Genomic DNA, 15,327 nt, shown 5'->3' on the forward strand with positions numbered 1-15,327 from the left:
ATCATGTTAATGTTTACAGATAAAAGTTTTAAAGTGTTTGAGATTGAAGGCCTTGAAAATCGGATGACAGCCATCAGAAGTGAGATTCAACCCATCTTTCAGGAGCTGGATGATTACTTTAAAAATAACATAGAAAAAGAATTGAATGAGGAGCTCTTTGTTCATATTGCTCAACATCGCCGCCGCAGTGTTTATCCACCAGAAAATACTTGGTCAGCTCTCAGTCGCAAAAAACGCGGCTATAAAATGGAGCCGCATTTTCAATTGGGAATTTTTCCGGAATATGTGTTTATGTGGCTGTCGTTTATTGATAATCCCCAGAATGAAAAAGCGATGGCGGAAGCGATGCTAGCTCATCCAGAAGTTTTTACTGGATTGGCTGATTTTTCTTTATCTTTAGACCACACACAGGCGGCTGTTGTGCCGTTGGATGAGGCCGATTTACAGCAGGCTTTGGTTCGCTTTAGAGATGTCAAAAAAGGTGAGTTTCAAATTGGTCGAGTGATTTATCGTGGCGACAAATTATTCAAGACTCCCACCAAGGCCCGCAAATTTATGTTGAAAACTTACATGGAGTTGTTACCTTTATATCGTTTGGTCATGCCTTTGGCGACAAAATAGTGGGTGATAGTTTTTAACTATCACGTAGCGGTCAAAATTAATATACTTTTTGTGAAATTTATATTAAAATAGAAAAATCAATTAAAGAAAGATGAGTTTACTATGAAAATATACTAAGCTCAGCTTTTCTATTTTAAGCAAGAAGGTGTTACAATGGCGAAACCGATTATTGGTGTAGCGGCAAATGAAAGTCAAAATCCGGGAACTGTGCTCTATGAGATGCCAATTTTGTATACGCCCCTTGGCTATACAAAAGCAATTCAAGAAGTTGGCGGCTTGGCAATGGTTTTACCAATCAGCGAAAAGGCAGCTGCAAAAGAGTATGTTAGCCAGATTGATAAGCTAGTTTTAGCTGGCGGTCAAAATGTGTCGCCGAAATTTTATGGAGAAGCAATGACTACTGCGGATTCGACTTTTTTAGCCCGCGATGAATTTGAATTGGCTTTGATTGAAGCGGCTTTGCTACAGAAAAAACCAATTTTTGCAGTTTGTCGTGGCATGCAGTTACTAAACGTTGCTTTAGGCGGGACTTTGCATCAGGACATTAGTCAAATGAAAATTTCTCACATGCAGGACCCGATTCCGCGACAGGTTGCTACCCACGAAATTTTTACTGAAAAAGGCAGCATTTTGAATCATATTTACGGGGATCAGACGATGGTGAATTCTTTTCATCATCAAGCGGTGGATCATTTGGCCACTAATTTTAAAGAGACTGCTTGGAGTCCAGATGACGTGATTGAAGGCATTGAAGATCGTCAGCAGCATTTATTAGGGGTGCAATGGCATCCAGATTTTGCTTATGATGCGTTGCCGCAGGAATTATCAGCCTTTAGATATTTGGTTGAAAGTCTGTAAGCAAAAAATTTTTGCTTACATTGTTTAGTTTGGTTTTTAAACGAAAGGGGATTTACATGAAAAAGAAATTTATGGGGCTTTTAGCGACTGCTGCACTTTTATTAGCAGCCTGCAGCGGTGGCGGAGATACAACAGATAGTGGCAATACTTCAACTTCAGGAGACACAGCGGCAGTCAATCAAACAATCTCTGTTTCTACAGCTGGGGAATTGACGACTTTAGATAGTGGGCAATACACAGATACTTATAGTTCTGATATGATTGGTCAGCTCGCAGAAGGCTTGTATCGTTTAGATGCCGATGGTCAGCCAGAATTGGCAATGGCCGCTGAAGATCCTGAAATCAGTGAAGATGGCTTGACCTACACCTTTAAAATCCGTGATGCTGAGTGGAGCAATGGTGATCTGGTAACCGCTAATGATTTTGAATATGCTTTTAAATATGTAGCGAATCCAGAAAATGCCTCATCTAGTATTAATCAAATGGATATTTTCCAAAATGGTTACGAAGTTAGAAACGGTGATGCTGATCCAGATACTTTAGGTGTAACGGCTTTAGATGATGAAACTTTGGAATTAACGTTGGCAAGTCCAATTTCTTATTTGGATCAAATTTTAGTTGGTACGCCATTTATGCCGAGAAATGAAAGTTTTGCTGGTGATTTAGGCACAGCTTATGGCACTAGTTCGGACAATTTTCTTGGCAACGGCCCCTTCACCATCTCTGGTTGGAACGGCAACAGCGAGTCTTGGACTTTAACCAAAAATGAAAATTACTGGGATGCTGACAACGTTCAATTAGATCAAATTGATGTGCAGGTAATTACGGAAACGGCAACTGGCGTGAATTTATTTGATACGGGTGCGCTGGACTTTACTTTATTAACGGATACCTATGCGCAAGAAGAACAAGATAACGCATTATCTCATTACGATACTCGTTCGTTAGTCGGGTATGTTTCTGCCAACCAAAATCGGGAAGTGACCGGCAATGTTTTAGTTCGTCAGGCCTTGTTACAATCGATTGATAAAGAAGGTTATGTAGAAAATGTTTTAGGTGACGGCTCCACTGCATTAAATGGTTTTGTTCCAGCTAACTTTGCCTATGATCCAGATAATGGTGAAGATTTCCGTGAAGAAAATGGCGACCTGTTACCATATGATTTAGATGCCGCGCAAGAAGCTTGGGCTGCCGCTAAAGAAGAATTAGGTCAAGATGAAATTACCTTAGAAATACTTTCCGCAGATTCAACGGTTGCCAGAAGAACAGTTGAATTCCTGCAGGGCCAATGGCAGGATAATTTAGAAGGCTTGACTGTCAGTGTGGCTTCTATGCCGTTATCCAATCGTTTACAACGCCAAACCGATGGTGACTTTGATTTAGTCTTTGGAACTTGGACGCCGGATTATGCTGACCCGATTAACTTCTTAGAATTTTATGATTCAACCGGCGGACTGAATACTTCGGGTTACGCTAGTGAATCCTATGATGCCGGCCTGCAGGATGCCCGCACTACTTTAGCCAACGATCCAGAAGCTCGTTGGGATGAATTATTGGCTTTAGAAAAACAATTGATTGAAGAAGATACCGCGGTTCTGCCGATTTATCAAGGGGCGCTGGCTTATCTGCAATCAGAACGTCTGCAAGGGGTGCAAACCTTCCAATTTGGACGAACGGTTTCTTATCGTTTAGCTTATGTAACGGAATAAAAATATAATCGTTAAACTTTGAAAAGCACCGCTGCATCTAGCGGCTGCTTTTCAAAGTTTTTTTGTTTTAGAAAAGTCTGATTAAAGAGAGGGAAATCAGTTGCCGATTTTTAACTGATTTATTCAAGTAATAGTCAGCAGCGAACTTTTTTGTGCTTTTATTTAAAAAGCAGGTGTGCTAATTTTGAAGTAGGATAATTTATTTTTCTTTTATAACAAGGAGTGAACAAGGTGATTGGAATCGGTGTACTTTATTTTATGGTAATTATTTTAGCCAATACCGTTGGAGCGATTTCGGGTATGGGGGGCGGCGTCATCATCAAGCCGGTCTTGGATTTTATCGGCTATGATTCCGTAGCGGCAGTCTCCTTTTATTCAGCGGTGGCAGTTTTTACAATGTCGATTGTCTCCACTTGGCGGCAATTTGCCAACGGCCGCAAACTGAATGGCCCGATTGTTCTCTGGGTGTCGTTGGGGGCAGTCATCGGCGGTTTTCTCGGCAATGTTGGCTTTGAAGGCCTCTTAAAAATCTTTCCCAATGAAGACTACGTACAGCTGATTCAAATCGTGATTACGATTTTTACGCTGGTCTTTGCCTTTTTATACAGCAAATATGACTGGAAACAATTTCAATTAAACAGCATTTTTTGGTATTGCCTTTGTGGACTGACATTAGGTTTCCTCGCCAGCCTGTTAGGAATTGGCGGTGGGCCGATTAATGTCTCACTGTTGATGCTACTTTTTAGCCTGCCAATTAAAGAGGCGACCGTTTACTCCGTCTGCACGATTTTTTTCTCTCAGCTGACCAAGCTGGCGACCATTGCGCTTTCCAGCGGTTTTGCCCGCTATGATTTACGAATGCTGCTTTTTGTGATTCCCGCTGCCGTCTGCGGTGGTTTAATCGGGGCGAAATTCAGCCAAGTTTTATCGCCGCAAAAGGTGACAACCGTTTTTCAAGGGGTAATTATTTTAGTCATCTTGATTAATATTTACAATGGCATCCGCATTTTCATTTAAACGAGTGACACTTTTTAAAAATCTGTAACTTTGGGAAATTTCCTTCGTTGCAGTTTTTTTGATTCTCATTTTAAAGACAATCATTCTCAACAAAGTCAACAAACTTCTGAAATAGCTTTCAAGTTTTGTTTAAATTGACTTAGACTGGGCCTATTCCTTGCTATTTAAAAGATAATCTTTGTGAAAATATTTCTAGATTGTCAAAAAAGTTTTTTAAAAAGTGGGAAAAAGATTGACTTAATAGCTGTTTTATTATAATAATTATAAATAGGGAATCTACCCTTAAAATTTGTGAGGAGGAATTATCAATGTCATTAATTGGAAAAGAAATCGAAGCGTTTGAAGCGAAGGCTTACCACGAGGGAGAATTTATCGATGTAAGCTCTGAAGATTTTAAAGGGAAATGGAACATCGTTTGTTTTTATCCAGCAGATTTTACATTTGTTTGTCCAACTGAGTTAGAGGATTTACAGGGACAATACGCAACATTGAAAGATTTAGGAGTGGAAGTTTATTCTGTATCAACAGACACTCACTTTACCCATAAAGCTTGGCATGATCATTCAGATGCAATCGGCAAAATTGAATACATTATGATTGGTGATCCATCCCATAAAATTTCCCGCATCTTTGATGTGTTGGATGAAGAAGAAGGAGCGGCTAACCGCGGTACCTTTATCATCGACCCTGATGGCGTAGTTCAAGCAATTGAAATTAATGCAGACGGTATCGGCCGTGATGCCAGCACTTTAATCAATAAAATCAAAGCCGGCCAATATGTCCGCAACCATCCAGGTGAAGTATGCCCTGCCAAATGGCAAGAAGGCGAAGACACCTTAACTCCTAGCTTTGATTTAGTAGGTAAAATTTAAGGAGGAACGTCTTTATGGCATTTGATGCTGAAGTAAAAGGACAATTAGCCCAATATTTAACCATGTTGGAAAATCCAATTGTTTTAGAAACAAGTTTAGATGACAGCGAAGCTTCCGGCAAAGTCCGCGACTTTGTCACAGAAATTGCTGAGATGTCAGATAAGATTGCCTTTAAAGAAGTTTCTTTAAAGCGGACGCCTAGTTTTAAAGTAACTCGTCCCGGCGAAGATTCCGGTGTTGTTTTTGCCGGATTGCCAATGGGGCACGAGTTTACTTCATTAATTATGGCTTTGCTACAGGTGAGTGGTCGGGCACCAAAAATTTCTGATGAGCAGGTTGCCTTGATTAAAACTATCAAACAGCCGTTAGCATTTGAAACATATGTCAGTTTGACCTGTCACAATTGTCCGGATGTGGTACAAGCACTAAATATCATGAGTGTTTTAAACCCAACAATCAGCCACACGATGATTGAAGGCGGCATGTTTAAAGCTGAAGTGGAAGAAAAAGAAATCTTAGCAGTGCCAACGGTTTATTTGGAAGGTGAATTTTTCGAAAGCGGCCGCATGACGCTAGATGATATTTTAGCAAAAGTAGTGACCAGTGATCCATCTGAGTTCACAGCAAAAGAACCCTTCGACGTTTTAGTTGTCGGCGGCGGACCAGCTGGAGCGAGTGCAGCAATCTATGCTGCCCGCAAAGGAATTCGCACTGGTTTGTTAGCGGAAACTTTTGGCGGCCAAGTGATGGAAACCTTAGGCATCGAAAATATTATCGGCACCCCTTATACAGAGGGACCGAAATTTATGGCTTCTGTTGAAGAACATGTTAATCAATATGAAGTTGACGTGATGAAGGCTCAACGGGCAGCTAAAATTGAGAAAAAAGAATTTGTCGAAGTTACGCTGGAAAATGGCGCAGTGTTGCAAACAAAAGCAGCAATTTTAGCAACGGGTGCCCGCTGGCGTAATACTGGCGTTCCTGGTGAAGCGGAATTCAAAACTAAAGGGGTCGCTTATTGTCCCCATTGTGATGGTCCGCTCTTTGCAGGTAAAGACGTGGCAGTAATCGGCGGCGGAAATTCCGGTGTGGAAGCGGCAATTGATTTGGCAGGCCTTGTCAAACATGTGACCCTCTTGGAATTTTTACCAGAATTAAAAGCTGACCAAGTGCTGCAGGAACGTTTGGCTAGTTTACCGAATGTGACCATTTTGAAAAATGTCGCCACTAAGGAAATCACCGGTGACACCAAAGTAAACGGCTTAACTTATATGAATCGTGAAACAGAAGACGAGCATCATATTGAATTAGCGGGCGTTTTTGTGCAAATCGGTTTAGTTCCAAACACTGATTGGCTAAAAGATACGCTAGAGTTGAGTCGTATGGGCGAAATTGTCGTCGACAAACGAGGCCAAACTAGTATGGCCGGTGTTTTTGCTGCAGGCGATTGTACCGACAGTGCCTACAAACAAATCATTATTTCAATGGGCTCAGGTGCAACAGCGGCCTTAGGTGCCTTTGATCATCTGATTCGCAGTTAATCTTTTCTTAACTTATATAGTAGGAAAAATTTTAAAAAGCTCTTTTGAGAACCTAAAAAGTTCTCAGAAGAGCTTTTTTGTGTTGAAATCCTTGGTAGTTGCTGAATCCAATCAATCAAATCGTTAAGAAAGTAATGAAAAACGTTTGCAATTTTGTAACATTTGTCAAACTTTGTAACATAAGACGGTCAAAAAATTCTTTACAAAATAAATTTAAGAATATTGACCAATTTTGCCCTTGTTATAAAACAGTGAAAAGTTTGATGTACCAAGGGCTCTCCGCCTTTTTTACAAGGTATTACGAAAACCCCGTTTCCCGTAACGAAGTGTTATATTATTTAAACCTATGTAATATTTTCTGGTGTTAAAGTAGTGTTCGTCGCTGATGCGAACAACACTTTATTTATTTAAGGAGAGTTACATGAAATCAATTAAAACTTTACTATTAGGAACAGCTGCCATTGCCGGAATCGGATTTTTCGCAGGTGCTACCAATGCTAGTGCTGCCGAAGCTTATACAGTTCAATCAGGAGATACTCTTTCACATATTTCATCTGAATTTTTTGGCAGTGATGCTTACGTTAATGTTATTGCTGAAGCAAGTGGCTTAACTGACGCTAACTTAATTATCGTCGGTCAAGAATTATCAATTCCAACAGAAGAAGAAATTGCCAACGGAACTTACACCGTTGCTGAAACAACAACTTCTGCTGCAACTGAAACAACAACAGATACAACAACGACTGCTGATACTTCAAGCAGCTCAACTTACACTTCTAGTGTGAGCGGTAGTGAAGCTGAAGCGAAAGAATGGATTGCCCAAAAAGAATCTGGTGGTTCTTATACAGCAACTAACGGACAATACATCGGCCGTTACCAATTAACTTCTTCATACTTGAACGGTGACTATTCAGCTGCCAATCAAGAAGCAGTTGCTGATGCTTATGTAGCAAGCCGTTATGGTTCATGGACAGCTGCCCAAGCCTTTTGGTTAGCAAACGGCTGGTATTAAGAAATAAGAAAATTGAAGCAAATTTTTAAGACTGAAATCATTTTTTGATTTCAGTCTTTTCTTTTATTTTTTTCAAGATTTGCGGCTAAAAAAGCCCGTTTAATTTTGTTGTCGGCTTTTTTATAAGGGATGTCAAATTTCTGCAAAAAGGTCCTAAACGCCTGCTGACCGATTTGGACATCGGTCACCTCTAATTCCACTTCAAAATCCTCTTGACCGCTGTAAAAGCTATGGTCAATTGCTAATAAGCCCTCAGGAATTTTAAATTCAGCTCGCTTGGTGGTTAATTGGGCAATTTGCTCTAGCTCAGCGGGAGTGACCGCAAGTTCCTGCATTTTTTTCACCGTGTGACCTACTGATAAAAATTTTCCAGCTTCGACATAGGTACTCGCTTCCGCTAAAGAAAGTTTGTCAGTCGTTTCTAAAAGTCCATCCGTTAAAGGCGTTTTTAAAGTAGCTTCACCATAATCACTGTAGAGGCGAATCCGCAAACCCCAGCCGGCTTTTTGCAGCCGGCCCGTCGCTGTATCATAATAAGCATTGGTTTGGCTGAAGAAATCAGCGGCAGTTAGCTGGTAAAAATCAATTAGTTTTTGATAATCTGTAGCTGTTAGTAAACTTTTGTATTCTATTTCGACACTTTCACTCATGAATTTCGCCTCACTTTTTTCTCCATCATAGTAGATAAAATCAAAATCGACAACTATTTTAAAATGAAGTGCTTTCCTTAATTCTGCTAGGCCTTTATGGTAAAATAAGATGTATGTAAAATGCAAAGTTGAGGAAAAATAAATGGAACGAGACTGGAATTTATTTTTGGCGCCTTATGAACAAGCGGTGTCAGAATTGAAGATAAAAATGCGGGGAATCCGCAAACAATACCGGGAACAAAGTGAACATGTGCCGATTGAATTTGTGACTGGCCGTGTAAAACCGGTGGAAAGTATTTTGGCGAAGGCGCAGCTGCGGCACATTCCTTTAGACCGTTTAGAAGAAGAGATGTCAGACATTGCTGGCCTGCGAATCATGTGTCAATTTGTGGAGGACATCCACCAAGTCGTGCAGATTTTAAAGAATCGTCGCGATATTAAGGTGATTCAAGAACGGGATTATATTTCTAATAATAAAGCGAGCGGCTATCGTTCGTATCATTTGGTGATTGAATACCCGGTGGAACTTGTAGGCGGCGAAAAAATTATCTTAGCAGAAATTCAAATCAGAACGCTGGCAATGAATTTCTGGGCGACGATTGAGCATTCTTTAAATTATAAATATAAAGGGGAATTTCCTCAGGAGATGAGCGAACGTTTACAGCGGGCAGCTGAAGCGGCCTATCTTTTAGATGAAGAAATGTCAAAAATTCGCGAAGAAATCCAAGAAGCTCAAAAGCTTTTCTCCCATGGGCGAGGCTCTGAGCGGGACAATTATTTCCAGAAAAATAGCGAGGATCAATCATGAAAGTTGCGATTGTAAATAATCACGAAGAAAAATCATTGGCAGTTGCCAAGCAGCTGCGGGATCTCTTAGGTCAAGCAAATATAATTTTAGATGAACGCAATCCTGAACTGGTAATTTCTGTTGGCGGTGATGGCACATTACTTTCGGCCTTTCACCGTTACAATCACTTATTATCCAAGGTCAGCTTTTTAGGTGTGCATACGGGGCATCTGGGTTTTTATACCGACTGGCGGGATTACGAGCTGACTGAACTAGTCGAAAGTTTAAAAAATAACCGTGGCCAGAGTGTCAGTTATCCCTTATTAGATATTGTTATCAAATATTCAGATGGCAAGACGCAAAATCATTTTCTGGCTTTGAATGAGTCGACGATTAAGCGGGGCAATCGCACGATGGTGGCGGATGTCTATATTAAAGATGAATTATTCGAGCGGTTTCGGGGGGATGGACTGTCGATTTCAACACCGACCGGCTCAACGGCTTACAATAAAAGTATCGGTGGTGCAGTGATTCATCCTAGTATCAATGCCTTTCAATTGGCAGAAATTGCTTCACTAAATAATCGGATTTTCAGAACGCTGGGCTCACCGATTATTATTGCAGAAAATGAATGGCTGGAAATTAATTTGAAGGATCGCAGTGATTATTTTGTAACTGTCGATCAATTGGATATCCGTCAAGACAATATTGCTTCCATTTATTATCGAATTGCCAAGGAACGGATTCACTTTGCTTCTTATCGCCATACACATTTTTGGCGACGGGTGCGGGATTCCTTTATCAGTGAGGGGTAGCCGTGGAATTTAATTGGATATATCAAAAAGAAGCCCCGCAGCTTTTGCGGAGCTTTTTAAAAGAGCAGGGAATTTCTAAAGGGCTGCTGGCAAAAATTAAATTTCAAGGCGGGCAGATTTTTGTCAATCAGCAGGAGCAAAATGTCTTGTTTTCTCTAAAGGCAAATGATAAGGTTACAGTTGTGATTCCGGATGAAAAAGAACATGAAACAGTTCTTTTAGATGAGACACCAATCGATATAATTTTTGAAGATGAGCATTTATTAGTGGTGAATAAACCTTGGGGGGTCTCATCAATCCCCGCCCAGTACCATCCAAATGGGACGATGGCTAATCGGGTGAAAAATTATTATAAAAAACAAGGCTATCTCGATCAAGTAGTTCATGTTGTGACCCGTCTAGATCGGGACACCAGCGGACTGATGCTTTTTGCTAAGCATGGTTTTGCCCATGCGAAATTAGACGTCCAGCTGAGGGAAAAGCAATTTATAAAAAAATATCAAGCTCTGGTGGCTGGTGAAATTAATACGCTGCAAAAGCATGCTGAAATCAATTTACCCATCGCCAGAGATTTAACTTCTTTATTAAAACGCAAAGTTGCTGCAGAAGGCCAGAAGGCAGTCACGGAATACTGGTTGGATTATTTGGGTCAGGAAGTAGCTTTAGTTGATATTCAATTGCACACCGGCCGGACTCATCAGATTCGGGTCCATTTCGCGGCGATTAATTGCCCGCTATTGGGAGATGAGATGTATGACGGTCGCTTGGATTTAGGGATTGACCGGCAAGCATTGCACTGTTACGACTTGCGTTTTCAACATCCTTTTACAGGAGCAGCTTTAGCATTTGAGCTGCCTTTAGCGGAGGACATGCAAAAAGTTTTAGAACAACAGAAAAATATTTTCTAGAAAGTTGTGGTGAGGGAAATGGATGAAAATCAAGAATTGCAGGAGCAGTTTGACCTATTACTGGAGGATTTAGCCCAGGATAAGATTCAAGATTTTCGAGAACGCTTTTTAGACCTGCATATTTACGAGCAGGGGCAGTTCTACCAAGACCTCGATGAAACCCAACGGCAGCAAGTTTACGGTTATCTATCGCCAAAAGAATTGGCGGATATGTTTGACGTTATTGAAGAAGATAATGAAAACATGAAGGATTACTTAGCCGAAATGCGGCCTAATTATGCTGCTGATATGCTAGCCGAAATGTTTACGGATAATGCCGTGGATTTATTGAACACCTTAAATAAACGGCAAGTTGCAAAGTATCTCAGCTTGATGGATGCTGAATCCGCCAGCGAAATCAAAGAACTTTTGCATTACGAGGATGATACCGCCGGCTCAATTATGACGACTGAATATGTGTCGATTGTCGCCAATCAAACGGTGCGCTCTGCCATGTATGTTTTAAAAAATGAAGCCTTTGTTGCGGAAACAATTTACTATGTTTATGTTGTCAATGCTGATGAACAATTGGTCGGGGTTATTTCCTTGCGGGATTTAATCATCAACGATGACGACACGATGATTTCAGAAATTTTAAATGAGCGGGTAATCTCTGTTCATGTTGGCGATGACCAAGAGGATGTTGCCCAAACTTTCCGGGATTATGATTTCCTTGCGCTGCCGGTGACTGATTATGATGACCATCTGTTAGGGATCGTTACCGTCGATGATATTATCGACGTTATCGATGATGAAGCCGCCAGCGATTATTCTGGTTTGGCGGGGGTTAACGTTGAAGAAATCAGTGAGAATCCAATGAAGGCGGCCTCACGCCGTTTGCCATGGTTAATCACCTTACTTTTTTTAGGCATGTCAACAGCGACGTTAATATCGCATTATGAAAGTTTGGTCAGTGAAGCGAGTATTTTGGCCGTCTTTATCTCTTTGATTACTGGGACTGCGGGGAACGCCGGCACGCAATCACTGGCGGTTGCCGTGAGACGGCTGGCAGTTTCAGATGAAAAAAAAGGCTTTGCCAGCATGATTTTAAGTGAAGTCGCGACCGGTGCGATTACCGGGGCCATCACTGGTGTTACTATCATGATTATTGTCGGTATTTGGCGACAAGATTTTATTTTAGGTTTTGTGATTGGCATGGCGATGCTGGGGGCCATTACAGTCGCCAATTTGGCCGGCAGTTTGATTCCAGTTTTAATGGACAAGCTAGGCTTTGACCCGGCGGTTGCCAGTGGTCCTTTTATTACGACCTTGAGTGACTTAACAAGTGTTTTGATTTATTTCAACATTGCCAGTTTCTTTATGAGCTATTTTATTGGTCATTAACAGCAAAAAAAGACAGCATCAAACAAAGATGTAAAGGGGCCCTCAAAAGTTAGACTAAAAATCTAACTTTTGAGGGCCGTTTTAATGCTGTCGTTTACTTTAGCCAAAATTACCGACAATTTTTGTGCCGTGGGCTTCGTGAACATTTAGAGTCGTCATCACGGACTCAACGTTTTCATCAGTGATGCCAGCGCCGGGCAGGATAATTAATTTATCTTTAGCGTAATCAATTAATTCTTTTAGACGGGAAAAATTGTCTTCAATTTTTGTGCCGGCTGCTCCACCGTGGGTTAAAATTCGTTGAACGCCATGCTCTGCTAACCAATCAATCGCCTGAAATTGTTTGTCGGCTGGAATTTGATCAAAGGCCATGTGAAAGGTCACCTGTAACCCTTCAGCATTTTCTAAAAGCATTTCTAAAGCTTCTTCATCCAACCAATGCTCTTCAGTCAAACAGCCGAAGACTACGCCATCCGTGCCTAATTTTTTGGCTTCGATTAAATCTGTGTGCATAATTTTTAATTCGGTATCATTGTAGAAAAAATTGCCACCTCGAGGCCGAATCATGGTCATGATAGGTACTTGATGCTCATTGCCATAGCTCAAGGCTTCTTCAATGACGCCTGTGCTAGGGGTGGTTCCGCCAACGGCCAAGTTGTCGCATAATTCAATCCGTTTGGCACCATTGGCAATGGCTTTAGGAATATTTGTAAAATTTTCGGCACAAAATTCTTTAATCACTTGTTTGCCTCCTTAATAGTTAAGCTGAAATCAAGATTTCTCCGCTATTTTAGCATATTTACTTGCAGTTGTTGAGGGCAAGCTTTAAGATGGAGTCATTAGTTAAAAAAGTGAGTGAAAAGATGCTTAAAAAAATTGATCAAGCCCAACTATTTTTAGAAAAAAATGCTAATTTATTTCGCTGTCCTCTGTGCCATCAAGGGATGCAGTCTAAAGAATATAGCTTAATTTGTGAGAGCGGTCATCGCTTTGATTTATCAAAAAAAGGCACGCTGTTTTTTTTAAAGCAGGGACATGTTACTGAATACTCGAAGGAAATGTTTCAACCAAGAGGTCGCATGATTCAAGCGGGTATGTATCAGCCGGTGTTGGATGTCGCAGCCAGCTGGTTAAGTTCTGAGATGAGGGTCTTAGATGTCGGCTGTGGCGAGGGCAGTTTTTTGTCCCAGCTGAAGGATAAAGTGGACTTTCCAACTGGCGTAGGCTTTGATATTTCTAAAGAAGGCATCTATTTGGCCAGCAATCAGCCGGGAGAAAATTTTTACTGTGTTGCCGATTTGACCAATTTACCCTTTGCTGATCAAAGTTTTACTTGTTTATTGAATATTTTTACCCCTTCCCATTATCAAGAGTTTCAGCGGGTGTTGCAAAAAGACGGCTTTTTGTTAAAAATAGTTCCGCAGTCTTGTTATTTAAAAGAATTGCGAGCTGCTTTTTATCCAGATCAAGAAGACAAGCAATCTTATTCAAATCAGGCAGTTATTCAAAAGCTTTCTGAAAAAATGGCGATTATACAGCAAAAACGTGTGACTTATAGCTTTGATATTCCCGAAGAAAATCGCTTGGATTTACTGTCAATGTCGCCTTTAGAGTGGCAGGTCAGCCCCGAAAGAAAACAGTTTCTTTCAGAAAATCCCTTAAGAAAAATCACAATTGATGTCGATGTGATTAAGGCTGTAAAGAAAATGGCCTGAAATTTGAAATAATTTTAAGAAAAGACTTGAAAAATTTTACGAATGATGTTATATTACATTCAAGTCATTTTTCATTGGTTTTTATCAGGTTCCTGTTCTGATAAAAGTTAGTGAAAAGAGCTTCACTAACGTAACGACTCGCAGTGCTAGACACCGAGGCGGTACGTTTTTTTTATGCAAAAATCACGAAATCCGCTATACTGTTAGTATTGCGATTGACGATAAATTATAGAATGAAGGAACTTTTCCATGACAAATCAGATAGTCTTGTTTGAACCACAAATTCCTGCCAATACCGGCAATATTGCTCGGACGTGTGCGGCGACTAATTCACCGCTGCATTTAATTGAACCTCTAGGCTTTTCGACAGATGACAAGCAACTGAAACGAGCGGGTTTAGATTATTGGCACGATGTCGATATTACTTACCATGCATCTTTAGAGGCATTTTTAGAATATCTTGGCGAGGGCCAGCTTCATTTAATCACTAAATTTGCTCACAAAGTTTACAGTGATGTTGACTACAACGACGGGCAGGACCATTTCTTTTTATTCGGAAAAGAAACAACCGGTCTGCCAGAAGATTTTATGCGGGAGAATGAAGAAAAATGTTTGCGAATTCCAATGAATGACGAGCATGTACGGTCATTAAATCTATCGAACACCGCTGCCTTAATCGTCTATGAAGCATTGCGGCAGCAAAATTTTCCTAATTTGGAACTTGAGCATCATTATGAGCACGATAAATTAGATTAAAAAATAAACGATAAAGGACGTCAAAATGGATTTATATTTTACACGCCACGGGAAAACTGAATGGAATTTAGCTGGCCGTTTTCAAGGAATGATGGGGGACTCCCCTCTATTGCCTACTAGCCATGATGAAATTAAGCAATTTGGCCAACATGTCAAAGAGATTCCCTTTGCAAAAGTTTACGCCAGCACCTCTAAGCGGGCCCAAGATACTGCCAAAGGAATTGTTAGCCAGTTAGCTCAGCCGGTGGAAATTATTTCTACGCCGGATTTGCGGGAATTAGGTTTGGGAACTTTGGAGGGGCGCTCAATCGAAAGTCGTCGGAAACATTTTGCCGAAAACTTAGACAATATGCGCTATCGGATGGATTTATATGACCCAACTCCCTTTGAAGGGGAGCCGATTGATCAAGCGATTGCCCGCATTGTCAACGTTGTGACGCAAGCTGTGGCGGATAATACTACCAATCAGCCATTGCTTTTTGTGGGGCACGGGGCGTCTTTAACCTCCTCCATTCAGTGGTTGGCGGGAAAATCTTTGGCAGAAGTCCGCAGTCAAGGCGGTTTGTTAAATAGTAGCTTAACGATTTTAGAAGCAGTCGAACCAAAGCGCGAGCTGCCGTATCAGCTAAAATTATGGAATGATGTCAGCTTTTTAACGGAGTAGCCGATAAATTAAAGGATGA

At 40.9% G+C, this 15,327-nt stretch carries 16 protein-coding genes; 14 read left to right on the plus strand and 2 right to left on the minus strand.

What is annotated here, in order from left to right; translation table 11 throughout:
- The first annotated feature begins 3 nt into the window (after nt 1-3).
- The 7 genes from ACYSNU_RS05755 (at nt 4) to apf (ending at nt 7,630) form a co-directional block, all read left to right on the plus strand.
- Nucleotides 4-621, plus strand: coding sequence for a DUF1054 domain-containing protein (locus ACYSNU_RS05755; protein WP_461736243.1), 618 nt, complete (start codon nt 4-6; stop codon nt 619-621).
- Between the two features lie 153 nt (nt 622-774).
- Nucleotides 775-1,479, plus strand: coding sequence for a gamma-glutamyl-gamma-aminobutyrate hydrolase family protein (locus ACYSNU_RS05760; RefSeq protein WP_461736244.1), 705 nt, complete (start codon nt 775-777; stop codon nt 1,477-1,479).
- A 56-nt stretch (nt 1,480-1,535) separates the two neighbouring features.
- The gene (locus tag ACYSNU_RS05765; protein WP_461736245.1) at nt 1,536-3,188 is read left to right on the plus strand and encodes a peptide ABC transporter substrate-binding protein; all 1,653 of its coding nucleotides are present in this window, start codon (nt 1,536-1,538) and stop codon (nt 3,186-3,188) included.
- A gap of 258 nt (nt 3,189-3,446) precedes the next feature.
- Complete coding sequence (locus tag ACYSNU_RS05770) at nt 3,447-4,205, plus strand: sulfite exporter TauE/SafE family protein (RefSeq protein ID WP_461736547.1); 759 nt, start codon at nt 3,447-3,449, stop codon at nt 4,203-4,205.
- Nucleotides 4,206-4,513: 308 nt separating this feature from the next.
- Nucleotides 4,514-5,077 carry an alkyl hydroperoxide reductase subunit C gene (gene ahpC / locus ACYSNU_RS05775; RefSeq protein ID WP_461736246.1) on the plus strand — a complete coding sequence of 188 codons (564 nt, stop codon included), beginning with the start codon at nt 4,514-4,516 and terminating at the stop codon, nt 5,075-5,077.
- A gap of 14 nt (nt 5,078-5,091) precedes the next feature.
- The gene (gene ahpF / locus ACYSNU_RS05780; protein ID WP_461736247.1) at nt 5,092-6,618 is read left to right on the plus strand and encodes an alkyl hydroperoxide reductase subunit F; all 1,527 of its coding nucleotides are present in this window, start codon (nt 5,092-5,094) and stop codon (nt 6,616-6,618) included.
- Between the two features lie 421 nt (nt 6,619-7,039).
- Nucleotides 7,040-7,630: an aggregation-promoting factor gene (gene apf / locus ACYSNU_RS05785; protein WP_461736248.1), complete on the plus strand. Its 591-nt coding sequence runs from the start codon at nt 7,040-7,042 to the stop codon at nt 7,628-7,630.
- A 50-nt stretch (nt 7,631-7,680) separates the two neighbouring features.
- Here apf and ACYSNU_RS05790 read toward each other — a convergent pair whose 3' ends face one another.
- Nucleotides 7,681-8,280 (minus strand): CYTH domain-containing protein, encoded by a 600-nt coding sequence (locus ACYSNU_RS05790; protein WP_461736249.1) that lies wholly within the window; start codon nt 8,278-8,280, stop codon nt 7,681-7,683.
- A gap of 142 nt (nt 8,281-8,422) precedes the next feature.
- On the opposite strand from ACYSNU_RS05790, the gene ACYSNU_RS05795 reads away from it, so the two are divergent.
- Genes ACYSNU_RS05795 through mgtE form a run of 4 tightly spaced genes read left to right on the plus strand, consistent with a single transcriptional unit; the run spans nt 8,423 to nt 12,173 of the window.
- A complete protein-coding gene (locus tag ACYSNU_RS05795) occupies nt 8,423-9,088 on the plus strand; it encodes a GTP pyrophosphokinase (RefSeq protein WP_461736250.1) in 666 nt (221 codons plus the stop codon).
- Nucleotides 9,085-9,882, plus strand: a complete 798-nt coding sequence (locus tag ACYSNU_RS05800; RefSeq protein ID WP_265458168.1) for an NAD kinase — start codon at nt 9,085-9,087, stop codon at nt 9,880-9,882. Before ACYSNU_RS05795 ends, ACYSNU_RS05800 begins: the two co-directional genes overlap by 4 nt.
- Before the next feature lie 2 nt (nt 9,883-9,884).
- A complete protein-coding gene (locus ACYSNU_RS05805; RefSeq protein WP_461736251.1) occupies nt 9,885-10,790 on the plus strand; it encodes an RluA family pseudouridine synthase in 906 nt (301 codons plus the stop codon).
- An 18-nt stretch (nt 10,791-10,808) separates the two neighbouring features.
- Complete coding sequence (gene mgtE, locus ACYSNU_RS05810) at nt 10,809-12,173, plus strand: magnesium transporter (protein WP_461736252.1); 1,365 nt, start codon at nt 10,809-10,811, stop codon at nt 12,171-12,173.
- Between the two features lie 99 nt (nt 12,174-12,272).
- Here the strand turns inward: mgtE and ACYSNU_RS05815 are convergent, their stop codons facing one another.
- Nucleotides 12,273-12,914 carry a copper homeostasis protein CutC gene (locus ACYSNU_RS05815; protein WP_461736253.1) on the minus strand — a complete coding sequence of 214 codons (642 nt, stop codon included), beginning with the start codon at nt 12,912-12,914 and terminating at the stop codon, nt 12,273-12,275.
- Between the two features lie 122 nt (nt 12,915-13,036).
- Between ACYSNU_RS05815 and ACYSNU_RS05820 the strand changes: the two genes are divergently transcribed.
- The 3 genes from ACYSNU_RS05820 (at nt 13,037) to ACYSNU_RS05830 (ending at nt 15,308) form a co-directional block, all read left to right on the plus strand.
- Entirely contained in the window at nt 13,037-13,888 is an 852-nt protein-coding gene (locus tag ACYSNU_RS05820; RefSeq protein ID WP_461736254.1) for a methyltransferase domain-containing protein, read from the plus strand.
- Nucleotides 13,889-14,137: 249 nt separating this feature from the next.
- The gene (trmL, locus tag ACYSNU_RS05825; protein ID WP_461736255.1) at nt 14,138-14,644 is read left to right on the plus strand and encodes a tRNA (uridine(34)/cytosine(34)/5-carboxymethylaminomethyluridine(34)-2'-O)-methyltransferase TrmL; all 507 of its coding nucleotides are present in this window, start codon (nt 14,138-14,140) and stop codon (nt 14,642-14,644) included.
- A gap of 25 nt (nt 14,645-14,669) precedes the next feature.
- Nucleotides 14,670-15,308 carry a histidine phosphatase family protein gene (locus ACYSNU_RS05830; RefSeq protein WP_461736256.1) on the plus strand — a complete coding sequence of 213 codons (639 nt, stop codon included), beginning with the start codon at nt 14,670-14,672 and terminating at the stop codon, nt 15,306-15,308.
- Nucleotides 15,309-15,327: the final 19 nt, after the last annotated feature.

The organism is Enterococcus sp. LJL120, assembly GCF_054871765.1.